The organism is Hyalangium versicolor (assembly GCF_020103695.1).
Taxonomy (GTDB): Bacteria; Myxococcota; Myxococcia; order Myxococcales; family Myxococcaceae; genus Hyalangium; species Hyalangium versicolor.
In genome coordinates this window covers 103,014-128,849 of sequence record NZ_JAHXBF010000013.1, presented here as the reverse complement: position 1 = coordinate 128,849, position 25,836 = coordinate 103,014, and the positions used below count along the sequence as shown (strand labels likewise).

Annotated in this window: 7 protein-coding genes and 1 pseudogene; 3 read left to right on the top strand and 5 right to left on the bottom strand. The window is 66.7% G+C overall.

What is annotated here, in order from left to right:
• Positions 1 to 177: 177 nt before the first annotated feature.
• On the bottom strand, positions 178 to 1,782 hold the full coding sequence (locus tag KY501_RS26470) for a sigma 54-interacting transcriptional regulator (protein ID WP_224366231.1): 1,605 nt from the start codon (positions 1,780 to 1,782) through the stop codon (positions 178 to 180).
• A gap of 97 nt (positions 1,783 to 1,879) precedes the next feature.
• Here KY501_RS26470 and KY501_RS26465 point away from each other — a divergent pair, with 97 nt between their 5' ends.
• Both KY501_RS26465 and agmC read left to right on the top strand, forming a co-directional pair.
• The gene (locus tag KY501_RS26465) at positions 1,880 to 2,854 is read left to right on the top strand and encodes a hypothetical protein (protein ID WP_224366230.1); all 975 of its coding nucleotides are present in this window, start codon (positions 1,880 to 1,882) and stop codon (positions 2,852 to 2,854) included.
• 533 nt (positions 2,855 to 3,387) lie between these two features.
• Complete coding sequence (gene agmC, locus KY501_RS26460; RefSeq protein ID WP_224366229.1) at positions 3,388 to 7,824, top strand: adventurous gliding motility protein AgmC; 4,437 nt, start codon at positions 3,388 to 3,390, stop codon at positions 7,822 to 7,824.
• Here agmC and KY501_RS26455 read toward each other — a convergent pair.
• From KY501_RS26455 to KY501_RS26445, 3 genes and pseudogenes are all read right to left on the bottom strand, one after another.
• Positions 7,811 to 12,286 (bottom strand): annotated as a pseudogene (locus tag KY501_RS26455) (nSTAND1 domain-containing NTPase); the annotation flags it as partial. The gene agmC and the pseudogene KY501_RS26455 overlap by 14 nt on opposite strands.
• Before the next feature lie 16 nt (positions 12,287 to 12,302).
• Positions 12,303 to 13,844, bottom strand: coding sequence for an AAA-like domain-containing protein (locus KY501_RS26450; RefSeq protein ID WP_224366228.1), 1,542 nt, complete (start codon positions 13,842 to 13,844; stop codon positions 12,303 to 12,305).
• Between the two features lie 25 nt (positions 13,845 to 13,869).
• Entirely contained in the window at positions 13,870 to 17,478 is a 3,609-nt protein-coding gene (locus KY501_RS26445; protein WP_224366227.1) for a WD40 domain-containing protein, read from the bottom strand.
• A 651-nt stretch (positions 17,479 to 18,129) separates the two neighbouring features.
• On the opposite strand from KY501_RS26445, the gene KY501_RS26440 reads away from it, so the two are divergent.
• A complete protein-coding gene (locus KY501_RS26440; protein ID WP_224366226.1) occupies positions 18,130 to 20,208 on the top strand; it encodes an Ig-like domain-containing protein in 2,079 nt (692 codons plus the stop codon).
• A 270-nt stretch (positions 20,209 to 20,478) separates the two neighbouring features.
• Here KY501_RS26440 and KY501_RS26435 read toward each other — a convergent pair whose 3' ends face one another.
• Positions 20,479 to 25,755 carry a trifunctional serine/threonine-protein kinase/ATP-binding protein/sensor histidine kinase gene (locus KY501_RS26435; RefSeq protein ID WP_224366225.1) on the bottom strand — a complete coding sequence of 1,759 codons (5,277 nt, stop codon included), beginning with the start codon at positions 25,753 to 25,755 and terminating at the stop codon, positions 20,479 to 20,481.
• Positions 25,756 to 25,836 lie beyond the last annotated feature (81 nt).

Sequence of the window (25,836 nt, the reverse complement as noted above, 5' to 3'; positions counted from 1 at the left end):
GTACCTCGACGGGAGTGGGTATCGCAGGCCTATTTGCTTCGCCGGAGCCTGCATCCCCTCCTTAAGCAACCTGCATGCCACCCGCCGTCTCCGGTGGACCATCCTCCACCCGCCCTGATGGGCAGGAATTGACGCGTCAGCCGCGCGCACTGGCGTGTCAATCACCGCATGGGCGCGTCAATCGGCCTCCAACCCCAACTCTCGCACGCGGCGCTGGAGCGCCCGGAATGACACCTCGAGCCGCTGCGCCATGAGTTCCAGGTTGCCACCGCACTCCTGGTAGCTCTGGCGGATCTGCTCGACGCTCAGATCCTTGGCGGTGCGAGCGCGAGCGCTCTTCTTCATCAGGTTGTAGAGCGAGGCGCGGGTGATGCCGAGTTGGTTCGCGGCGGCCGCCATGTCCCAGGCGTGTTCCCTCAGCGCGGCCATCATCTCCTCCTCGGAAACCTCGGAGGGCTTGCGACGCGCCTCCGTGAGGGCCCGGGGAACAGGGGTGATCGGAGGCGGAGTGGCAGGCGAAGAAGCGGGAAGCGCGACCAGTTCCTGCTCCAACTGCGGATCCACCTGGAGGCTCGGCATGCCTCGGCTGCTGATGATGAGCTGACGGGTGACGTTGCGAAGCTGGCGGACATTGCCGGGCCAGGGATAGCGCACCAGGCGAGAGGCCAGCGACGCCGGCAGCCACGGCTCGGCGGAAGCCTCCTGGGATTCCAGCCGCCAGGCCTCTCCGAGCGCCTCCAATTCCTGGCGAGCAAAGTGCAAGAGCAGCAGCCCGAGATCCTCTCGGCGCTCGCGCAGCGGGGGCACGCGGACCTCATACCCGGCCAGACGGTGGAGGAGCGGAGCCTTGAACTGTCCCTGCTGTATCTGCTCCTCCAGGTGCGCATCCGTGGCGGCCACCAGGCGCACCTGCGTCTTCACGGGTGTGCGCGAGCCTACGGGGAACATCTCGCCTGTCTCGAGCACGCGCAGGAGCAGGACCTGCACCTCGGAGGAAGCCTCGGCCACCTCGTCCAAGAACAGGGTGCCGCCTTGAGCGGCGCGGAAGAAGCCCTCGCGGGATTGGGTGGCCCCTGTGTACGAACCGCGCTCGGCGCCAAAGAGCTCGGCTGCGGCCAGCTCCTTGGGAATGGCACCCAGGTTCACGCTGATGAAGGGCCCCTTGCGCCGCAGGCCATGCTGGTGGAGCGCGCGAGCGACCAGTTCCTTGCCCGTGCCTGTCTCGCCCCGAATGAGCACGGACACATCCAGGTCCGCCACTTGCATCACCTGCCGACGGACGCGGCGAACCGCCGCGCTCTGGCCTACCATGCCCAGCTCTTCCGCCACCTCCTTGTCCGCGGGCTGCACCAGGTGCAGCAGCAGCACCACGCGCTCGGCCAGTTCCAGCGTGACACCGGCGGCGAGCGTGGCGGGCTCCAGTTCCCGCTCGCTCGAGAGTGGCTCGCCCTCCACGATCACAGGGGCGCTGCTTCCCACCAACAGGCGCACTCCGCCCTGTGCTCCCGGGAGCAGGCGCAGCGGCTTGCGGCTCAGGAAGGGATCCGCCAGCGGCAGCCCCTGCACGGCGCCTGGGCGAGCGAACAGAGGCTCTGTGCGGGAGAGGGGCACCTCCCGCCCCGCCAGCAGTTCCCGGAGCAGCACCCGCTCGCCGCTGCGCTGGATCTTCGGGTGGGAGACGATGGTCAAGGCTGGGACGAGACCTGGCGCCACGGGCCCGCCGCGCTGCGGGGACCGGTTGAGCGTGGAGATGTCTTCCAACGAGTGCTCTCCCCTCTTCATGCCAGCTTCGTTCGACGTCCCTGCCCAGTACTTCAAGGGACTGCCCCCTTCAAGCCCCGCCCTTCCCCCTCACACCCTCCCATCCAAGGACCGACACATGAATCCTCTCTTTTCAAGCGCACTGTGGCTATGGGCCGTGCTGTTGAAACCGTGGAACGTGAGCCCGGGAGTGTTTCGGGCGCGTGTCTTTCCCAGGATGGCGGCCATCGCCGGTTTGGTGGCGGTCACGGCCTTCGCGGAGGAGGCCCTGCTGGTCGACGTGCCCCCGACCAACAACCCATACATCCCCGCGGTCGCCGCGCTCTATGAGCAGGCGAAGTACGAGGAGTCCCTCTCCAAGCTGGAGAAGGCGTTGGAGTGGAAGTCCAACGGCGCGCAGGAGGAGCTCTGGCTCAAGCTCATGCGCGGCGTGCTGCAGACGGAGGTAGCACCGGGCAAGGCTCTGGAGTCCTTCAAGGAGGCCTTGGTGCTCAATCCGGAAGCAGAGCTTCCGGTGAAGGCCTCCCGGCGATTGCGCAAGCTCTTCGAGCAGGCGCGCAACACCGCTGGACTTCCGGCGGACGAGCAGCTCCTGGCTGAGGAGCTGGAGGCCATTCCGGAAGTACGAGTCATCACAGCACCCGCAGTGACAGGTCCCCCGCCCAGACGATATGGGCTGAGCCTGGGGATCCACAGCGAGGTGGATGCCCTGGGATTCGGCGTCATGAAGGCTCCTGTCACTCCGGTAGTGGGAGTGAGCTACGCGCGGGAGCGCGAAGCAGGTGTACTCTCCGTGCTGGTTCAGCCCTCGCCGGGATTCCGAGCCGAGGGGCAATATCATCCGTTCCTCCTGGGCTGGGTGAGACCCTACGCAAGGCTGGGCGCCACGGCGCTCTTCCGCGAGCAGGACGACCAGGGGCACTACGCCCTCTTCGGCGGAATCAGTGCACGCGCAGCACTTGGGGCGGACGTGCAATGGAATGCTCGCATGTATGCCTTTGCAGACATCGCCTACGAGCGTTTCGTCATCAGCGGCGAGCGCTACGGCACCCAGTGCTTGCTGGTCTCACTGGGCGTAGGCCTGTTTCCCTAATCCACGGGATGAGAATGGCTGCAACGCTGACCATAGCCTCCTCCTTGCTATGCCTCGCGTGTGGCGAGATGCCACCAACTGGCGGCAAAAGACTGCGATATGAAAGGAGAAAGCAGAAGGCTCTCCTAGCCACGTCGAGCGAACCGTGGAGTTCCACAAGAAGTCGAGCCCATGAGCGCCAGATCCCCACAGCAATGCGGCTGAACGCATGCAAGCATTGATGGGAGGCTATGACCCAGATGGCGCCCCCACCAGTTTGGAAGTGTATGCTCCGTGCATAGATATATGAAACCAAACGAGTTCCCTGAGTGCAGTTCGCTGGCGACGCGCGGCGACGCTTTGGCTCTCGGGCAGAGCACTCGTTGCCAGCGGCATTAGCGCCAATGAAGAACGCCGTCCTGGTGCGGAGTTGTTGACATTGTCCCTGGCGCTCGACAGACGTCGCCCCCTGAGAAGGGCCATTCGGCCCACCTCAGGAGCCAATACTTCACTACATAACGAGAGGGTGCGCCACCAGGCGCGGAACGCCTCATATGAAGAACGCATCGACAAAGAACCTCATCCACACCACACTGCTGGCGGTGATCGTGTGCGCGCTGCCCGCCCTGGCCGGAGAGGACATCTACGGCGTGGGCAATGGGCATAACGGCGCACTCAATGTGAGTGCGAACAACACCGTCATCAATGCCTATGCCCGGGTGACCGTGGCGCTGGCTCCGGGTGCCACGACCCTCACGGTCTCCACGACCTCCGGCTTCGCGGTCAATGACGTGGTGATGATCATCCAGACCACGGGCATCGTCCCTGAGCCGGCCTCGGGGGGGCCGACGAACATTGATCTCAGCAGTGATCAGGTGGGGCGCTTCGAGCTGGCGCGGTTGTCTGGGTTGGCGGGAACAACGCTGACCATGACTCAACCGCTGCTCTATTCCTACGCGGCGAACGTCACCCAGATAGTGAGGGTGCCGGAGTACACCGACGTGACGATCGGCTCGGGGAGCCTCATCTCTCGCACATGGGACGGAAGCACCGGCGGCATCTTGGCCTTCCTGGCCACGGGCACAGTGACCATCAACGCCACCATCAGCGTCACGAGCCGAGGCTTTCGCGGCGGCCAGTTTGCCCAGGATACGTCGGCTGCAAACAACTGCTCGGCGTTGGACGAGACTGCTCCCAAGGGCGCGCAAAAGGGAGAGGGCATTGCTGTCTCCCGCTATGGGCCGACTCAGACAGGACGCGGCCGGGTGGCTAATGGTGCGGGCGGTGGTGTGTGCTTCAAGTCAGGTGGCGGCGGCGGTGGCAACGGAGGATCGGGAGGTGATGGAGGCAACAGCGCGGACGGGGCTCGGGCCGTGGGAGGGCAGGGCGGCGCGTCGTTAAGTTACCCTGCGGCCACCCGCCTGACGCTGGGAGGAGGCGGTGGGCCTTCTCACATCACGAGCAGCACGACTACGGCAGGTGGCCAGGGCGGAGGCATCATCTTCATCCGCGCCAAGAACCTCACCGGTTCGGGTAGCGTCCTGGCCGACGGCTTCTTCTCGCAGGACAGCACCCAGGACGGCGGTGGCGGTGGTGGCGGTGGTGGCACCATCCATATGCGCTTCTCGGGGACGGCGAGCTGCACTCCCTCCAAGGTCCATGCGTTCGGAGGCCAGGGTGGCAGCACGAACCAGACTGCAGGTCCGGGCGGCGGCGGTGGCGGTGGCCGGGTGGTGTTCCAGGCGTGTGGTGGCGCTCCGCTCTGCCCGCTGGGGACCGCCAATGTCATCGGTGGGTTCTCGGGCGTGCAGACGGGCGCGGGGGGAGAGCAGTACGGTGCGACGTCGGGCGGGAACGGGGCCTATACGCTGCTCGCGGACTGCTATTCGCCGCTGACCGCGCCGGTCGTGGTGACGCCGGCGAACGGCTCCAGCACCAATGACAACACCCCCACGTACACCGGCACGCTGGCCCTGCCCTATCCGGCGGGCACCGAGGTCATCATCTATGTGGATGGCGTCGAGCTGACGCGCGTGACTCCGGATTCCACCGGCAACTGGACGTTCACGCAGCCCACGAGCCTGGCGGAGGGTACCCACACCGTCTACGCCGTCGCGATCAACACGGCGCAGAACCTCCAGAGCTCCCCGAGCAGCACGAACACCTTCTCGGTGGACAGCACGCCTCCGCCGGCTCCGGTGGTCACGGCTCCCGCGAATGGTTCGACGACCAAGGACAGTACGCCGGACTATACGGGCACGGCCGAGCCGAACAGCACGGTCACCGTGATCGTGGATGGAGTTGTGGTGGGCACCACTACGGCCAATGCTTCGGGCAACTGGACCTTCACGCCGACCACGCCGCTGGCCGATGGCCCGCACACCGTGAAGGCGCGGGCCACGGATCCGGCGGGCAACACGGGTTCGGACTCAAACACCAACACGTTCACGATGGATACGGTGCCTCCCGCTGCTCCGGTGGTTGTCACTCCGGCCAACGGCTCGAGGACCAATGACAATACGCCTACCTACAGCGGTACGGCGGAGCCTGGGACCACGGTTACGGTGATCGTGGACGGGACGCCGGTGGGAACGACCACGGCCAACGCGTCGGGCAACTGGAGCTTCACGCCGACCCCGGCTCTGGCGGATGGGGTGCACTCGGTCAGCGCCACGGCGGCGGATGCCGTAGGCAACGTGAGCCCGCAGTCGAACACCAATACGTTCACGGTGGACACCACGCCTCCTCCCGCGCCGGTGGTGGTCACTCCCGCCAATGGCTCGACGACCAGTGACAACACACCGACCTACAGCGGGACGGCGGAGGCCAACAGCACCGTCACGGTGTTCGTGGATGGCACTTCGGTGGGTACTGCGACGGCGGATGCCTCGGGTAACTGGAGCCACACGCCTGCCACGCCGCTGGCGGACGGCTCACATATGGTGAAGGCACAGGCCACAGATGTGGCGGGCAACATAGGCGTGGACTCGAACACTAACACCCTCATGGTGGATACGGTGCCTCCTGCGGCGCCGGTGGTCACGACTCCCGCGAACGGCTCGACGAGCAACGACAATATGCCGACTTACACGGGCACGGCCGAGCCGAACAGTACTGTCACTGTGATCTTGGATGAGGTCGCAGTGGGGATCACCACAGCCAGTCCCTCAGGAAACTGGATCTTCACTTCAACTACTCTGCTGACCAATGGCTCCCACACAGTGAGGGTCTTTGCTACGGACGTGGCAGGCAATTCTGGGACGAGTTCCAACGCCAACACCTTCACGGTAGGCACCATTTCTCCACCGCTACTCACGACACCGGCTAACGGCTCATCAACCAACGACAACACTCCAACCTACAGCGGCACAGCAGAGGCAGGCAGTACTGTCTCGCTAATTGTGGACGGCATGGGCGTAGGCATTGCCACAGCCAACAACTCGGGGGCATGGATTCTCCCGCAGCGAACAGTGCTAACAGATGGCATCCACACAGTGAGGGGACATGCTACAAATGGGGCGGGAAACACCAGTGCCGACTCCAACAACAACATCTTCACGGTGGACACCACCCCCCCAGATGCACCGCTGCTCACTACGCCGGCCAACAATTCATCGATCAACAGACTCAATTTCAACGGCACAGCAGAGGAGGGTAGCACCATCACGGTAATCGTGGACGGGGAGGAGGTAGGAATTGCACTGGCCAGCATCTCGGGAGCATGGAGTTTTCTGCCTCCAATGGTTCTACCCGATGGACCGCACACAGTGAAGGCTCGCGCCACGGATAGGGCAAGCAACGCCAGCGCCGACTCCAACACCAATACCTTCACGGTAGACATCACTCCTCCGAAGACACCACAGGTAATCACACCAGATAACGGATCGTTGACCAACGACAATACTCCGGCTTACAGCGGCACAGCAGAGACAGGCAGTACTGTCTCATTGATCGTGGATAGCGTGTGGGTGGGCACTGCACCAGTCAACGCCTCAGGGGTGTGGATTTTCCCGCAACCGACGCTCGCAGACGGCTTTCACACACTAAGAGCCCAGGCTATGGATGGCGCGGGCAATACCAGCACAGACTCCAACACCAACATCTTCGAGATAGACACAATCCCTCCTGCCGCACCCATGCTCACCACACCGGCTAACAATTCGAAAACTAGTCAGCCGATCGTCTACAGCGGCACAGCAGAAGCAGAAAGTGTCGTCAAAGTGTTCGTAGACGAAATGGAGGTGGGCACCACAATCTCTGATTCAACATGGAGGTGGACGCTCGAAAAATGGACTTTGGTCAGTGATGGTAGCCCCCACACGATAAAGGTTCAGGCCATCGATCCAGCGGGCAATACTAGTCCTTACTCAAACACTAACACCTTCACCGTGGACACCTCGCCACCAGCTGTGCCTGTAGTGACATCGCCTGGGTCTTCCGTCGACACCGAGACACCCATCATTGGAGGCACAGCGGAGGCCGATAGCAGGGTGTCAGTGTGGTTAGACGGGAATGAGGCAAAGGCAGCATTCATTACAACCCGAGAAGATGGTACCTGGAGTTTCACACCAACTACTAGACTGAGCCTCGGACGTCACCTTGTCACTGCCATAGCCATGGATGAAGTCGGCAACACAAGTCTACCCCCTGCCGAGTACTCTTTTGCCATCCAGAAAAGCCATTACGGATGGGGTTGCACCACTGCCCCCGCTTTCCCCGCCACCTGGGCCTTGTTGCTCGTGGCCTCGGCTTTCCGCAGCCGTTGGCTCAAGTCCCCTTGTTCGCCTCGCGGTTCCACGCCTACTCGTCGCGAGCGTGGGCCTTGCGGGCTTCCTCGGGGCGTTCGCCCAGGTAGCGCTGCCGCTGGCGTACTTCCAAGCGCGCGCTCGTCATCAGGCGCAGGCGCTCGCGCAGCGCGTCTATTCCCAACTTCCACACCCGCGCACTGCCATCACTTGAGGAGATGGCCAACATGTCCCCCTCGGGACTGATGGCAGTCCCCGTCACGCGCTCCCCATTACCGGTGAGCACTAGGGGTTCGCCATTCCCGTCCGCAGGCCACACCCGCACCGTTCCGTCTCCAGCGGTCGTTACCACCCGCGTTCCTCCAAAGTCGAACCGGGCCGAGTGTCCTCGGAGCACCACCGCCTCTCCTCCTCCGTCGGTGGACCACACTCGGACCGTCTTGTCCTGAGAAGCGGTCAATACCCGCGCTCCGTCCGGGCTGAACTCCGCGCTCACCACCGCCTGTTCATGTCCTCGGAGCACCACCGCCTCACCGGTCCCATCCGCGCGCCACACCCGCGCCGTCCCATCATCCGACGCCGTCACCACCCGCTCTCCCCCAGGGCTGAATGCCGCTGTCACCACCCGCCCCATGTGTCCTCGGAGCACCACGGGCTCACCCCTCCCGTCGGCACGCCATACCCGCGCCGTCCCATCATCCGAGGCCGTCACCACCCGCTCTCCTTCAGGACTGAATACAGCAGCCCGGAGGAACTCCGTGTGGCCTTGAAGCACCACGGGCTCACCGCTCCCGTCCGCACGCCGCACCCATGCCGTTCCATCCCACGAGGCCGTCACCACCCGCTCTCCCTCCGGACTGAACGCCGCCGCCACCACCCGTCCCGTGTGCCCTTGGAGCACCACGGGATCGCCCTGCCCGTCCGCACGCCACACCCTCGCCGTCCCATCCACGGAGGCCGTCACCACCCGCTCTCCCCCAGGGCTGAAGGCCACCATCCGCAGTTCCGCGCCATGCCCCTTGAGCAACACCATCTCCGCGCTGCCACGCAGCGGCCAGACCCGAGCAGTGCCGTCCGCGTGCGCCGTCGCCAGGAGTTCTCCCCGAGGGCTGAAAGCCAGGGCCTGCACCGGTCCCGCCCGGCGATGCAGCGTGAGCGCCTGAGGCTGTCCACGCCGCCTCCACACCCGCGCCGTGCCATCCCTGGAGGCAGTTACCACTCGCTCCCCGTCCAAATTGAAGCTCGCGGCAAGGACTTCATCTGTGTGTCCCATCAGGTCCACAGGCTCGCCCGCCCCGTCCGAGCGCCGCACCCGCGCCGTCCCATCCCGTGAGGATGTCAGCACCCACCGCCCATCCGCACTGAAGGCCACTCTGAGGATCTCCCCGGTGTGCCCGGCCAGCCTCATCCATCCGCCCTTCCCGTCCGCTCGCCACAAGCGCACCGTTCCATCCGCATGCGCGCTCGCCACCAAGCCTCCATCCGGACTGAAGGCCACCGCGTTGACGAAGCCGGAGTCGCTCTGAAGCAGGATGGGCTCTCCCTGTCCGTCCGCTCGCCACACCCGCACTGCCCCATCCACCGAGGCCGTGGCCACCCTCGCCCCATCCGGGCTGAAGATCGCCGCACGCACGTCTCCCGGGTGCGGCAGCACCGCCAGCGCGCCTCGCCCATCCACGCGCCATACCCGCGCCGTCCCATCTCGCGACGCCGTCACCACCCGCTCGCCCGCCGAGTCGAATGATGCGGCCACCACGGCCTGCTCGTGTCCTCGCAGCACTACCGACACTCCCGTGCCATCCGAGCGCCACACCCGCGCCGTCCCATCTCGCGACGCCGTCACCACCCGCGTGCCATCCGCACTGAAAGCCGCTGCAACCACCTCGCTCATGTGCCCCACGAACACTTCCGGCGCTGCCTCGCCCTCCACCCGCCACACCCGTGCCGTCCGATCCGCCGACGCCGTCACCACTCGCCGCCCCTCTGGACTGAAGGCCGCTGCCAGCACCTCCCCACCATGCCCCTCAAGCACTACTGGCGGTCCCGTGCCGTCCGAGCGCCACACCCGTGCCGTCCCATCCCGTGACGCCGTCACCACCCGCGTGCCATCCGCGCTGAAGGCCGCCACACCCACCGGCCCCCGGTGGCCTCGCAGCACCGCCGAGGCGATCGGCTGCTGGAGCACCTCCAGTGCCGCCTGTGTCCACGCCAGGTGCTGCTCGGGCTCGCGCACCTCCAGCAGCACCAGCAGGGCCGCCGTGGGGTCCTCCTTGCGCAGCTTGTCCGCCACGATCAGCCGCGCGAAGTCCTGCAGCCGCTCCTGGTGCCTGCGAGCCTCCCGCGCCTGACTCTCCGCCCGCTCCCGGCTCGCGTTGATGAATTGATGTACCCGCTCGTCCAGCTCGTCCGGCCAGGCCTGCTGGAACTCGAATGCATCCTCCAGACGCCGACCGTGCAGGAGGTAGTCTTCCGCGTACGCGGACGCGCGTTGGCCATGCCAGGCCTGCGCCACCGTGCGCAGTTCCAACCGTCTGCGCCGCCGCTCCTGATCCTCCCGGATCCACTCAGCCAGAGGCCACCAGTGGCGCAGCAGCGCTTCGTGGGCCACCTCGATGAAGACCTCGTCCCCCTGCGCCCCTCCGCCGAGCACCAGCACCCGGCCCTCCACCAGCCGCCCCAGGGCCACCTCGAAGGCGCGGCGCGACTCTTCACCCAGGGGAAGCAATCGCTGCTTCGCCACGCGCTGGCAGGTGAATGGCATCGCTCCTTCCCGCACGTCCACCAGCTCCACCAGCAGCCGACGCAACTGGTGCCGTTCCTCCTCGCTCAGCCCGAGGTACAGCCGGTCCAGTTCCTGGGCCAGCGCCCCGGCCACGCCGCCCAGCTCCTGGTAGGCGCTGTGCTTGAGCCACCGTCCCTCCCGCATCTGCCACAGCCGCTCCAGCGCGTGGGCCAGCAAGGGCAGTCCTCCCGGCTGCCGCTCCACATCCTGCACGAGCCGCTCCGTCAGCCCCCGCTCCAGCTGAAGCCCCTCCTGCCGCGCGGGACGCTCGATGGCCTCACGGAGTTCTTCCGCCGTCATCCCCGGCACCAGCAGCAGGCTCTCGCTCGCGAAGAGCACCGCGTCCAGCCGGGGCCCGCCCGCCCCCAACCGCACCTCCGCGCATCGCCCCAGGTAGTCCACCCTCAACGTGGAGAGCACCACCACCCCCCGCTCCGGATCCTGCGAAACACCCCACAACACGCCCAGCAACTCTCCGCGCGCATCATCCCCCAACAGGGTGAAGGCCTCGTCCAGGGGATCCACCAGCAAGAGCCGGTGCTTGCCGGGAGTGGCGCGCGCTGAGCGCACCCTCTCCAGCGCCTCCGCCTCGTTCACACGCACGCGGGTGATCTCCCAGCGCTCAGGAGACAGCGCCGGCAGCAGCCCCGCCCGCAGCAGCGAGGACTTGCCGCTCCCCGAGGCGCCCGCCATCACCTGGAATGCTGGGAGCCTTCCCGCCACAGCCCCCTCCACTCGCTGGCACAGCGTCTGCCGAAGCGCCTCGCGGCCAAAGAAGCGCCGGTGGTCCCCCGGTTCGAACGGCCTCAATCCACAGTATGGCGGAAAGATGAAGGGGCGCAGGTCTGGCCCCTCCGCTGCGCGCGCATAGAGCTGCAGCGAGACCCCATCCATGCGAGCCCCCTCGAGCCGCAGCGCCCTGCGGGCCTCTGCCAGCGCCTGCTCCAGAGAGGAGTGATGCCCGAGCAACTCCCCGTAGAGCGTGCGCGTGAACGTGAAGGAGCCGGCCTTGGAGAGCGGCAGCCGGGACGCAACCACCGAGGCGAGCCCCGCGCGGTGGAGTTCGCGAGCCGGGCTGCCCAGGTGGTTGCCCGGAAGCCCCGCGTCTCCGCCGCGACAGGCGCACAGCACCACCATGCGAATGCGCCCAGCATGAGGCTCGAGCGCGGCGCGCAGCGAGGCGGCATCCACCACGTCCAGCTCTCCATCCATCCGCGAAGAGTTCCAGGCGAGGCCATACGCGCCAGGCTCCGAGGGAGTGCCATGGCACAACAGGTGGAGCGCGGCGAGCGGCTCCTCGCGGACTCGCAGCGCCTCCTCGAGCGAAGCGAGGCTTACATGCGGCAACACGTCCCGGCTCGGATCAAAGTCATACCCCGCGCTCGCGCAGGCTTCGGTCAGCGCACGCTGGTGCGCAGCGGCGGGCACGTCTCCAGCCCAGGCGAAGAGGATGCGGCCTCCCGCCAGCGGAGGCGATCGCTCAAAGGGATGAGTCTGCGTCCCAGGCCGCTCGTAGCACAGCGTGCAGCCATCGAGATCGCTCAGCGCCTGGCCGGTGGACTCCAGCGTGAGCAGCTCCCAGGGAAGCACGCACAGCTCGGCGGGCTCCAGCTTCAGGGTGAGCCGTACTGGCCGACCAGACTCCTGCGCCTGCCGCAACCGTTGCTCGTCCTGGGCCCAGCCCAGGGGCCCGAGAAAGGCGCGCAGCAACTCCCCGAGCCGCTGGGCCGCGTTGGGGCTGGGCCGGCTGGTTCCCAGACTGGCCAGATCCTCCAGCGCATGGTCCCAAGGAAAGGAGGCTCTCGCGGAGATGCCCTCCTCTCGTAGCCGCAGGTAGTCCCGGGGTTCGAAGCGGAAGCGGTCCGCGTCGCGCGTGCGCTCTCCTGAGACGAGGTGAAGGGTGAGCTCCAGGGGGCTGGGGGTCACGGGTCCTCCCTCCGGCTCAGCTCATGTTCAACCGCTCACGGAAATAGCGCCGGTACAGCTCGCAGCGAGGCAGCACGGAGGTTCCCTCCTGCCGCACCAGTCCGGCGCTCCGCAGCCGGAGGAACACGCCCTCGTCCTGGCAGGCGTTGCGCTGCAGCACCTCGCGCAGTCCCGCCTTGAGCTGCGGCTGGCTGCCCAGCCGGAAGAGCAGGTGGCGCAGGTGGTCTCCAAACGGCCCCCGATCCTCCGCCGACTGGACGAGCAGGCCCTCCATCGACAGGCTCCCGCTGGCCACCAGGTAGAGCGCCTTGCGGATCAAGTACGGGTGTCCTCCCAGCAGCGAGAAGAGCTCCTGCTCCTGCGGCTGCGCTAGCGGCGAGCCATGCCTCTGGTTGAGCTCCGTCACTTGTTCCGGGACGAAGTCTCCCAGTTCCACGGTCTGCCCCACGTTGAACGGAGACTGCGTCAGGTTCTTGATGAAGAGGAAGGGCTCGGTCGAAGTCACCAGGACGATGCCGAGCTTCTTCCACACCGGCGTGGTGGGCAGCGCGCGGTTGTTGTGCCAGCTGCGCAGCATGCCGAAGAAGTCCGTGCCGAACGGCGTCTCGAAGAGCGTCTCCACCTCGTCCAGCCCCAGCACCAGCGGCGCATCCAGCTTCTTCAAGACATGGCCGCTCATGTACTGCCCGCAGCGCTGGCTGAGCCCCATGGGCTTCTGCCAGTACCCCTCCACCTGGTTCTCTACCTCGAGCTGGTCGCTCAAAGCGTTGCAGAAGCGCTGGAAGAACAGATCCGCGCTGGCGAGCGTGGGCGTGTCGAACTCCTGGAACGACAGATAGGCCACGCGCTTGCCCGCCTCAAGCGCGGCGGCCAGGCCTCGCATCAGCATCGAGCTCTTGCCCATCTGCCGAGCCCCCTTGATGGTGACCGTCGTTCCCTGCTTCTGCGAGACGGCCCGCATCACCGTCGTGTCGGCGGCGCGCACCACGTAGAAGGCCGACTGCGTATCCATGGCTCCCTCGAGCGTCTCGTCCAGCTCCAGCGGCGCGGACGGCGAGGGCGGCCGCAGAGCCGCAGGGGATGGCTCGGGCGAGGGAGCAGCACGCGCGGGCGTCGAGGCTCTCGGCGTGGAGCCCGGCAGCGATCCTCCGCTCATGGCCTTGGCGAGCTGTTCGAGCAGTCTCGAGGTGTCCTCCGGCCCCTCCCACAGCGCCCAGTTGATGGGGCTGAGATAGCCGCTCAGGGGCGGAGGCAGGCGCTCGTGGTACGCAACGCGGACGGGGAGCAGCACCGGGTGGCCATGCTGCGCCTGGAGCCGCTGCGCCAGCTCGATCTCCGTGCGCGCCATCTCACTGTTGACGGAGAACGGGGACAGCAGCGAGATGAAGAAGTCCGCCTGGCGGATCTCCGCATCGATGCGCTCCGCCCACTTCTCGCCCACGAGCATGGAGGTGTCGATGAAGACCTCATGGGAGACCTTGAGCGCCTTGACCAGGGCGTTGGCGAGGTCCTGATCCGGCGTGACATCGCGCTTGTAGCTGATGAAGACACGGGCCATAGGGGTGGGTTTGTCGTCCCGCAGCTCAGGGCAGGTTGGGACACGTCTTTCGATAGGGAGCAACCCCGCTCACATCCGCGGGCCACTCCTGAGGCTTCAGGTTCCGAGGCAGCAACGCGCAGGCAAGCTGGAGCCAATCCGCGGTGAGCACGGGCCACACGCGCGCGGAGCCATCCGCACTGGCCGTGGCCAGATGCGTGCCATCCGGGCTGAAGGCCACGTCCAGCACCCGGCTCTCGTGAGGCAGGCGCGCCACCCGGTGGCCAGTGGCCGCATCCCACAGGCGCGCCGAGTCGTCCTCGCTGGCCGTGGCCACGCGCGTCCCGTCCAAGCTGAAGGCCACGGCGGTGACGGAGAGATCGTGCGGCAGTTGCACCTTCTGTCGGCCCGTGGCCGCGTCCCACAAGCGCGCCGTGCTGTCATCGCTGGCGGTCGCCAGCGTCTTCCCATCCGGGCTGAAGGCCAGCGCGGTGACGACGAGTTCGTGCCGCAGCGGCGGGCCCAGCGGTTCGCCCGTGGCCACGCTCCACAGGCGCGCCGTCTTGTCCTCACTGGCGGTGGCCAGGGTTGCTCCATCCGGGCTGAAGGCGACGGCTCGGATACTGGCCTCGTGCCGCAGGGGCCTGGCCTGGGGCTCTCCCGTGGCCACGCACCACAGGTGCACGGAGCCATCATCGCTGCCGGTGGCCAGCGTCTTCCCATCCGGGCTGAAGGCCAGGGTCATGACGGCCTGCTCATGAGGCAGCTGCCACTGTTCGCGGCCAGTGGCCACGTCCCAGAGCCTCGCGGTCCGGTCTTCGCTGGCGGTAGCAACCTGAGAGCCATCCGGGCTGAACGTTACCGCCACCACCTTGTCGTTATGAGGCAGGCGCGCCAGGAGCGTGCCGGCGGGAAGGCTCCACAGACGCGCGGTCTTGTCCTCGCTGGCCGTGGCCACGACTCGGCCGTCTGGACTGAAGGCCACGGCACGGACGCGGGCCTCATGCTGCAGAGGATTGGCCACCGCTTCGCCCGTATCCGCACGCCACAGGTGCGCGGCATTACCTTCACTGGCGGTGGCCAGCACTTGGCTGTCGGGGCTGAACGCCACGACCGTGACAGCCTTGTCGTGAGGTAGGAGCACGAGCGGGGGGCTCGGCACCGTCCCCCAAAGCTGCGCCGTCCTGCCCTCGCTGGCGGTGGCCAGCCCCTGGCCATCGCTGCTGAACGCTACGGAGTTAACGGCGCTCTCGTGCGGCAGGAGAACCAGTTGCTGCCCGGTGCCTACCTCCCACAAGCGTGCCGTCCGGTCCGCGCTTGCGGTGGCCACGGTCCTGCCATCCGGGCCAAAAGCCACAGCGGTGACGGCCTTGTCATGAGCCAGGAGAACGCTGGGCAGCCGGGTGTCCGTCTCCCACAGGCGCGCGGTCTTGTCCTCGCTCGCGGTAGCCAGGAGCTTGCCATCCGGGCTGAAGGCCACCGAGAGGACACGGCCCTTGTGCTGCATGGGGTTGCCCACCCGCTTGCCGGTGGCCGCGTCCCACAAGCGCGCCGTCCGATCCGCGCTCGCGGTGGCCAGGAGCTTGCCATCCGGGCTGAAGGCCACAGCGGTGATGGGCCTCCGATGGGTGATGGGCGCGGACAGAAACTCGCCGGTGGTCGTGTTCCACAGGCGCGCGGTGCCATCATCGCAGCCGGTGACGAGCCGCATCCCATCTGGGCTGAAGGCCACGGAGTTGACGGAGCCGATGTGCTTCAAGGGCTGGGTGCGAGGCTCCCCGGTGTCTGTGCTCCACAGGCGCGCGGTGCCATCATCACTCCCGGTGGCCAGCATCATCCCATCCGGGCTGAAGGCTACCGCGGTCACGGCGTTGTCATGCGGCAGCCGCAGCTTCAGCTCACCCGTGGAGACGTCCCACAGCCGTGCCGTCTTGTCCTCGCTGGCGGTGACCACCACGCGGCCATCCGGACTGAAGGCCGTGGCCAGGACGTTGTCATCGTGAGCCAGCCGCACCCTGGAACGGCGCAGTTGGACGAGCGCGCGGATGAGCGAATCCATGGCCTCGGCGGAGGAATTGAGCCGCACGGCCTCTGTGGAGAGCGCGGTGCTGGTGGTCAGTGCCGAGGACGCCCTGCGCAGGGTGGCATCTGCCTGACTGATGAGTACATAGGAGGCGGCCTCGTGCAGCTTCTTGTCGGCCTCGGCTCGGGCCCGGGCGTTCTCCTGCTCGGCCAGGGCCTTCTTGTCCAGCGCCAGCTTCGCCTCGGCCTGTAGCCGCAGCGCCTCCACGCGAAACTTCTCGGCCTCGCTCTTCGCCCGGCTGGCGTCATCCTGGAGCTTGAGCGTCTCCTTCTGGGCTTGCTCGCGGAGGCTGCTCGCCTCCTCCTGCGCCTGGCGCTTTTCATCCTCGGCTTCCTTGCGGTTCTGCTGCGCCAGGTTCGCCTCCGCACGAACCGCCTTGGCTGCTCGCTCCGCCTCCGCGAGCTGCTGGTACAAGAGCACCGAGGCAGGCAGGAGCACGATGAAACCCACGATCACCAGCCCCAGCGCCGCCAGCCGCACCACCCGCCAGTCCACCGGGAGCTGGTTCCGTGCCCAGGCCACGGTGAAGACACGCTCATAGATGGTGTTGCGCACCCGAAGCGCCTCACCCTCCCGGCGTACCACCCCCGAGAGCTTGAGGTGCGCCTTCATCAGCGACCGTTCCTCGTCGGGCACGCGCCGGCCGCGCCGGATGTCCTGATAGGTCCGGAGCACGCGCTCTGGATCCGGCGCCCTCCGGGTCAGCATGTCGCGGACGAACACCAGGTTGTTGTCCTGGAAGCTCTTCTCCGTGAAGAAGGTCCGCTCCACCACGTGCTGCACGCGCTGCCGGGTCCAGCCGCCACCAGCCACGTCCCTGTGCTCGTCGACCAGGGCCTGGCACAGCCGCTGCGTCAGGTAGGGGTGGCCTTTCGTCCACTCGAGCACCCACTCCAGTACTCGCTGCCCTTGCTCGGACGAGTCCGCCAGCCCCTGCGCCAGGGGCGCGGCTTCCTCCAGGGTGAAGTCCGTCAGTTCCACCCGTTGCCCCAGGTTGAAGGGGGTGCGCGTCTCGTCCTGGATGAGGTCTCCGGGAGTGGCCACCCCCACGAGCACGAAGGAGAGCCGCGTCAGGTCCGGGTTGCCCGCCCGCGCGTTGTAGAGGTAGCGGACGGCCGCGTAGAAGTCATCCGTGAAGCCCATGCCCAGGGTGGTGTCGATCTCATCCACGAACACCACCACGCGCTCCGGGACTTCCGCGAGCACCACCTCCTCCAGGAAGCGCGTCATCCGCTGCACGGGGCCCTGGTCGTGGTGGCTGCTCCACCACTCGGCGGCATCCGTGCTCAGCTCAAGCTGCTCCTGGATGACGACCAGCAGCCCCACGTACCACTGGTCCGCCGTCACCTGCTTGCCAATGCGTGTCAGGTCGATGATGACCGAGCGGATGCCCTCCTCGTAGAGCTGCTCAGCGGTGCGCACCATCAGGCTCGACTTGCCCATCTGGCGCGCGGTGAGCACGAAGGCAAACGTGCCATCCCTGCACAGCGAGAGCATCTCTGGATCGGCTCGCCTGGCGAGGTAGACACCTCCGCCGGCCTGCACCGTGCCGCCCACTGTGAACAGACTCATGTTGCTTACGCTCCGAGGGTCATCGAGCCCCATCCACCACATCCCTCTTCCTCGGGAGAGGGCCGCTCACCGCCCTGCGAGCTGGCGGCGCGTGGGTCAAGGTTCTGCAAGCCATTGAATCGCGCTGCGAACCGCTCAATCAGCGCGCAACTGCGGAGTGTTTCGCCTTGTGTTCCGCCAGGAAGCCCGCATCCGAGAGCAGCCACTCCGCTGCTTCATGCAAGAGCGCCGCCACCCCTCCACCCGGTCGGCCCGCTCGCCCTCCTGCCCCACATTCGCAGGAGAGGTCCTGCGTTGACGCGTCAATGGCGCGTCAATGGCACGTCAGGCTCCGACTTGTGGAGACAATCTGCGGGAAGCGCGGGATTTCGATCGCGGCGAGCGAGATTGCCCATGCCCCTGCGACGCATCAAGACCTTGTCAGTTCGAGGCGTTACCTCGTCAGACTGGCAGCGGTCACGCGGAGCGTTGACCCGCGTTTCCGGGAGATCGCGTCAAGTGAAGGGAGCTGACGCGTGAGCTTGCGCGTATTGACGCGTCAATGGACGCCCCTCTCCTCGAGGCAGCCGCCCTCCTCGTGGGGAGCCTCCCTGGCGTGTGGCTTGCAATCCACCCTTCCAGAGCGTCTCACACGCTCTGAGGAGGTTGGAATTGAAGACGCCGTCATGGAGGGAAGTCCCCACCCTGCCCCCAACCTGGATGAAGCTGCTGCTGCTGCTCGTGAGCACCAGCCTGGGTTGCAGCCAGCCGTCAGAACCCGAGGCTCCCCCCAAGAGCCCGGAGCCCCGGGGGAGCTCGCTCTCCCTCCTTCGGGAGTGGAGTTTGACAGATACTCTCGCTACGGGCCGCACGTATCACACAGCGACGCGGTTGCCTTCTGGCAAGGTGCTGGTGGCCGGAGGCTGGGGCGAAGTGGAAGGCAGTCTCGCCAGCGCGGAGGTGTATGACCCTGCCGCCGGGACATGGAGCCCCACGGGCTCCATGTCCACAGCCCGCCGCAGGCACACGGCCACCCGCTTGCCCTCCGGCCAGGTATTGGCCGCCGGAGGCGAGGGCGGAGGGTCGAGCACTACCAACACCCCCTTCAACAGCGCGGAGCTGTACGACCCGGCCACAGGGACGTGGAGCCCTACGGGCTCCATGATCACGGCTCGCGAAGAATACACGGCGACGATGCTGACCTCTGGCAAGGTGCTGGTCGCCGGGGGTTGGGGCAGCGGTTACCTCAACAGCGCGGAGCTGTACGACCCGGCCACGGGGACCTGGAAGAAGACGGGCCCCCTGCACACAGCTCGCGGCTACCACACGGCGACGCTGCTGCCCTCGGGCAAAGTGCTGGTGGCCGGGGGCTACGACTTCTTCGGGGCCGGCTACTTCAACAGCGCCGAGGTGTACGATCCGGCCACAGGGGCCTGGAGAACCACAGGAGCCATGAACACCGCTCGCGCCCACCACACGGCGACACTGCTGCCCTCGGGCAAAGTGCTGGTGGCAGGAGGCTCGAACGATCACTCGCTTGCCTCTGCGGAGCTGTACGATCCGGCCACAGAGACTTGGAGCCTAGCGGGCACCATGGCCTCGGCACGCCTGGACCACACAGCCACGCTGTTGCCTTCTGGCAAGGTGCTGGTCGCCGGATTCAGTGAGAGCGAGCTGTACGACCCGCTCACGGAGTCCTGGAGCCCCGCCGGCTCTCTGGTCGCGGCCCGACGGAACCATCGGGCGGAGACACTGCCCTCGGGCTGTGTGTTGCTCACGGGAGGCTGGGGCTCCAGTGCATTTATCGACATCGCGGAGGTGTACTGCGACTCCAACTTGGTGGTGGCTCCGGCCTATGGCTCGATCACCTCTGACAACACGCCCACCTACAGCGGCACCGCGGAGGTGGGCAGCACCATCACCGTCTACGTGGACGACATCTGGATCGGAGCTACGACGGCCGACGGCTCGGGAGTCTGGAGCCTCCAGCAGCCTCAGGAGCTGGCGAATGGCCCCCATACGGTGCGGGCGCAGACCACAGACACCGGGGACAATGCCAGCACTGAATCGTTTGCCAGCACCTTCACCGTGGACACCCGCACTCCTGCCGTCCCGGTGGTCACCGCTCCCCTCAGCGACTCGGCGACGAACGACAAGACACCGACCTACAGCGGCACGGCCGAGGCGGGGAGCACCATTACGGTGTTCGTGGACGGAGTCGAGAGAGGCGTGACGACAGTGACGCCTTCGAGAGAGTGGAGCTTGCTGCAGCCGGAGGAGCTCGGGGAGGCCGTCCATGCGGTGAGCGCCCGAGCAACGGATACAGCGGGAAATACCAGCACCCCCTCGAACAGCATCTCCTTCACAGTCGACACCACGCCGCCCGAAGTGCCTGTAGTGGACATGCCTGAGGCCATCTACACCGTGAAGCCCACCATTACCGGGACGGCGGAGGCCCAGAACAAGGTGACGGTGTGGCTCGATGACACAGAGATCAAAACCGTCACCGCGGACACAAAGGGGCGCTGGAGTTTCACACTTGACACGGAACTCCAGTGGGCCAGCCACTCCGTCTCGGTCATGGCCACGGACCCAGCGGCTAACAACAGCCTTCGCTCAGGCGAGTACTCGTTCACCGTTCAGCGAAGCCATTATAGCTTGGGTTGTGCCACCGCTTCTCCCCTGTCCGTCACCTGGGTCCTGCTCACCTGGGCCCTCTCTCTGGGCAGGCGCCACCGGCAGCGGACGTGACAGTGCCAATAGCGCTCATGCGGAACCAAGGACGTCGCGGGGTCTTCGGCAACCACACAGCGGCTGGAACTCCTACGAAAACCACCCTCGAACGTTCTGAAACGTTCTCCGGGAAGCCTCCCTATCAGTGACTGGTACTGGCAGGATCCGCGCCCAATAGAGCCCAATCAGCTTTGCGGCGGGATCTGAATCCGGCCCTCGGCAGAAGACTGGTGAGCCACCTCCATGGAAGCGGTTCTTTTCGACCGCGAAGGACCCGAAGCCGCGGAGCTATGCGAGTGGGAGTTCCAGCATAGCCGTGGCTCCCTTCCCCAATCCCTCGCTCTCCAACGTAAGCTTCCCTCCCAGCGTCTTGGCCGCCTGCACGCTCGAGTGCAGCCCCAACCCCTGTCCATCCTCGCGCGTCGTGAAGCCTCGCGAGAAGAGCTGCTCGCGGTGCTCGGGCGCGATCCCCTTGCCCGTGTCCACCACCTCGATGCGGGCCGTGCTCCCATTCGCCGTCAGCCGCACGTGCAGTTTCCGCTGGGACACAGGCAGCCCGCTCAAGGCGCTGCGCGCGTTGCTGATCAGGTTGATGAGGATCTGCAACACCCGGTGCTTGTCCAACCGCACCTTGGGCACCATGCCCAGTTCCTGCGTCACCTGCACACCGTGGCGCTGCAACATCGGCATCTGGATGCTCAACGCATCCTCGATGATCCTTGAGAGATCGCACTCCTCGGGCAGCAGCGAGCTGCGCGCGTATGCCTGCTGCACCTGGATGATGGCCCGCAGGTGCTCGATCTGCTTGTTCAGCTCCCTCGTCCCATCCTTCAACGCCGAGTGCTCTCGCAGCAGCTCCTCCGCGAGGCTGGAGAGATAGGCCGGGAGATTCCCCCCCTGCGGGTCCTGGGTGAGGAAGTCCGCCAGGTCCGCTCGATGCTCATCGATCATCGCCGCCACCTGCTTCACCCGGCTCACCCGTGAGGCCTCCACCTGCTCTCGCACCGTCTGCAGATTGACGATGGCGCTCGTCAGCACGTTCCCCACGTTGTGGAGCATGCTCGCCGCCATCTCCGCCGACGCCGTGTCTCGAGGCGCCTCCGCAGGCCGCGTCTGCGCCTTCTGCAGCTCCCACGTGCGCTCCTCCAGGCGCTGCTTGAGCTCGTCATGGGCACGCCTCAGCCCCACCTCGGAGCGCTGCAGCTCCGCATGCCTCCTCGCGTTCTCCAGCGAGATCGCCGCCTGCTCCGCCAGGTGCCCCAGCAGAGAAAGATGGGCGGCCGTGAAGGCTCGCGGCGTGAGATCGTTCTCCAGGTACAGCAGCCCGTGGAACTCTTCGCCCCGCATCAGCGGCAGGCAGAGCACCGACCGGGCCTGGCCGCGCCCCAGCCACGAATCGGCCGAGAATGGGTGCGGCTGGGAGGTATCACTCAGCAGCACGTGCTCCCGCGTCCGCCGGACGTAGGTCAGCAGCGCCCACGGCAGGTTCTCCTCCACGGTGCGATCGGCGGAGCCCACTGGAGCCGCCCCCGACAACGCAGCCACCGTGAGCGAGTCCCCCTGCGGGAGCAGCAGCGCTCCCCACCGCGCGCTCGTCGTCTCCAGCGCCACGCGCACCACTGTCGTCGTCAACTGCGACAGGCTCAGTTCGCCAGACACCGCCTGCTGCGCCTTTGCCAGCGTGTGCGCCTCGAGCTGCGTCGAGCTCACGTCGCTCAACGATCCCCGAAACGCCGTCACGGAGACCAGGTGCGGCCACTGGGCCGCCATGTGCCTCGCCTTCCCCCGTGCCCCCCACTGCACCCATGCCTCCCACGACTGCCGCGCGTAGACCTCGGCGACCGTCGGCGCCTGGCGCTCGTACCAGAACCGCGCCGCCAGCTCGCTGGCCAATCCCACGTTCTGGATGAAGCCGTACGCTCGCGCCGAGAAGATCGCCTCCTCGTACGTCCGCAGGGCCTCCTCCGTCCGGCCCGTGATCCGCGCCAGCTCCGCGGAGACCATCCTCTCCGGAGCACGGAAGTTTTCGGAGCAATGGCTCGCCCACTCCTCCAGCTGCTGCTCGTGCTCGCGAATCACCTCCAAGTACCGCGACTGTTCCCGCGGCTGCGCCCCCCGGTAGCACGCCGCCAGCGTCAACGCGTGGAAGAGGTGGAAGTCCATCTGCTGGATGTGCCCCGGGCAAGACCAGAGCAGCTCGCCCGCCTTGGTTCCCGCCTCCCGCGCCTGCTCGTACGCGCCGCACATGAAGCGCGACTGCATCTTCAGGATCCAGTACCAGCACTGCATCGTGCTGTGGTGCCGAGGCGTCAGTCCGGCCTCGAACGCCGCCTCGTCGAAGTCATCTCCGCTCAGCGTGTCGAACGAACGCGAAAGCCCTCGCAGCTGCTGCACGTAGCGCTGGGTGTGCAGGATGGAGTCCCGCACCGCCGGGTACCCAGCCTTGTGCAGGAAGTCGAGCCGCACCACGGACTCCTGGTACACCTCATCCAACGAGTGCCCCAACGCCAGCCGGTCCGTGACGATGTGCGTCGAGCAGTAGCAGGCCACCTGGAAGTCCCCGGCCTGGAGCGCGTGCTGGAACGCACTCCGGATGAGCTCCAGCGAACGCGAGATGGGGCGCGTCCAATAGTTGATGAGCTCCAGCGAGTAGAGCACCCGTCCCCGCGAGGACGTGAAGCTATGACGCTCGACGAGCGCGGACGCCAGCTCGCCAAAGGCATAGCCCTGCGCGTACCGCTTGAAAGCCACCCCCTGCATCAACCCGTACCAGGCGTACCCATTCACGCTGGCCTCCGAGTTGCCGTGTCGCAAGCTCAGGGAGACCATCCGGCACAGGTGCAGGACCAGCAGGTTGAAGTTGGAGATGAAGGCCGGCATGAACAGCGCGGACAGCACGTCCATCACCGCCTTCATCTCCGGATCCGTCATCAGCGGCAGCGCGACGAGGCTCGCGATTGGACGCTCTCCCAGGAGCGACACCACCTCCTCGTTCGCGGCCGTGACTTCCTCCCACGTGGGGCTCGCGGACATCGGCATGCCGAACCGCGCAAGGCACTCCAGGAGGCTGGTAAGCGCCTCCTGACCCTCATTCGCCGCGAGGTGGATGTCGCTCTTCAGCCGGTAGACGGCTGCCATCTCCGCCCGCGAGCGGGCACGCAACTGCAGCTCGCCCACCAGCCGCCGTGTCTCGGTGGCGCCGCCGCTCATGAACTCGTTGCGGCCCCGGTCCAGTTGGACCTTGAAGGCCAGCTCCCGGTCCGTCTCCCAAGGGTCTCCTGGTAGCAGCTCGAAGGCCGTCCGGAAGAAGGTGACCGCCGAGCGGAACGCCGTCGACGAGGAAGCCTTCCAGCCCGCCTCGGCGTTCAACCGCGCCAGGCGAAGCCGCTCCGCAGGCTCCGTGATCAGCCCAGCCCCGGCGTTGAGCTGCCCCACCACATCGAAGAGCTTCTCGCGGACCTCTTCGGGAGACAGGCTCGCCAGCAGCATCCGGCCGATGCGCAGGTGCACGGCCTTGCGCTCCGACTCGGGGATCAACGCATAGGCCGCCTGCTGGATGCGGTCATGGAGGAACCGGTACTGCTCCGGCTCGGCACGCACCAACATGCCCTCCTGGAGCGCCTGCTCGAGCCCGGACTCCACCTCGACCGGCGGCATCCCGGAGATGATGACCAACAGATGGAGCGAGAAGCTGCCGCCCGCGCACGATGCCAGCTGCAGCAACTGCTGCGTCCGCAGCGGCAGCTGGCGCAGCTTGCTCACCATGAAGTCGACGACGTTGTCCGAGTACTCCCTGGCTCGGACTCCGTCCGCATCCCATCGCCACCGCCCCTCGGGCGTGCGCACCAGCAGCCCGTCCTGCACCAGCGTCGTCATCAGCTGGATGAGGAAGAAAGGGTTGCCGCCCGTCTTCTCGTAGACCAAGGCAGACAGAGGCCCGACGACGGCCTGCTCGGCTCCCGGCAGCGTGTCGGCGACAAGCTGCTGCACCTGCTGGAGGTTCAGCGCCTCCAGGTGGATGTCGCTCATCAGCGCGCCCGCCTCGCGCAACTCCGTCAGCGCTTGCACCAGCGGGTGCGAAGGGCTCACCTCGTTCTCGCGGTAGGCCCCGATCGCCAGCAGCGGCGGCGTGTCCGGGTGGGTGAACATGAACTGGAGCAGCCGCAGGCTGGCCAGATCGGCCCACTGGAGATCGTCCAGGAAGACGACGAGTGGATGCTGGGGGGTGGAGAACACACCCAGGAACTTCTGGAGCAGCCGGTTGAAGCGCTTCTGCGCATCCAGCGGAGGAAGCTCCGGAGCCGGCGGCTGCCGCCCCACGACGAGCTCCAGTTGGGGCACCACGTCCAAGAGCAGCTGCCCCTGCCCCTCTAACGCCTGACGCAGCCGCTCCCGCCAGCGCGCCAGCTCCTCGTCCGTGCCCGCCAGCAGCTGCTGCGTCAGTGCGCGGAGGGCCTGCGCCATCGTGGATAGGGGAACATCCTGCTGGAACTGATCGAACTTGCACGTGAGGAAGAAGCCGCGCTGGCGCACCACCGGCTTGTGCAGCTCGGACACCAGCGAGGACTTGCCGATGCCCGAGTACCCGCTGACCAGCATGAGCTCCGGGCGCTCCTCCCGAGCCACCCGCTCAAAGGCCTGGTGCAACGCGGCCACCTGCGCATCCCGCCCGTAGAACCGCTGGGGGAGCTGGAAGCGGCTGGGGGTGTCCCGCTGCCCCAGCGCAAAGTCCTCCACCACGCCCTGGCTCAGGGCCTTGCGGCACCGCTCGAGATCGGCCCGCAGCCCCTCGGCGCTCTGGTAGCGCTCCTCGGCCAGCTTGGCCAGGAGCTTCATCACGATGGCGGACAGCACCGGGGGAATGGTGGGGCTGTGCTCGTGAGGAGGCTGCGGGCTCAGCGCCAGGTGCGCGTGGAACCACTCCAGCGCGTCCTTCCCCTGGAAGGGCCGGCGGCCCGTGAGCAGCTCGTAGAGCAGGATGCCTAGCGAATAGAAGTCGCTGCGGTAATCCACCGCGCGGTTCATCCGCCCCGTCTGCTCCGGGGACATATAGGCCAGCGTCCCCTCGATCAGCGTGGGCGGCGCCGCGTCCACGTGCTCCACGGCCTGGAGCGTCGCGATGCCGAAGTCGATCAGGCACGCATCTCCATCCGGCGTGATGAGGATGTTCGAGGGCTTGAGGTCCTTGTGGATGACACCGCAGCGGTGGACGCCCTCAAGGATCGACGCCAGGCGGATGGCCAGCTCCAGCACCCGCTCCACCGGGAACGGCTCGTCCAGGAGCTCGCTCAGGGGCGAGCCGGTGACTTCCTCCAGCAGAAGCGCCGGACGCTCCTCGTGCTCCTCGTAGCCCAGGGCCCGGATGACCCCCCGGACCTCGCGCAGCCGTTGAAGGATGCCGTACTCCTGCCGGTAACGCGCACACTCGCGCGGCCCGGGAGTCAGCGACACAGGCGTCTTGAGGCTGAGACGCAAGCCATCCGCGTCACGCACCGCGTGAAGCAGCGGGTGCGTGCTGGCCGACCGAATCGCCCCCACGAGGGTGTAGCCAGGAAAATCGAGCATGCGGCAGGAATTGTCCTGGGACAGGCTAGATGGCTCACTCAACACACCGGAAGCTGCTCCCAGTCCAGTGGTTGACCACCC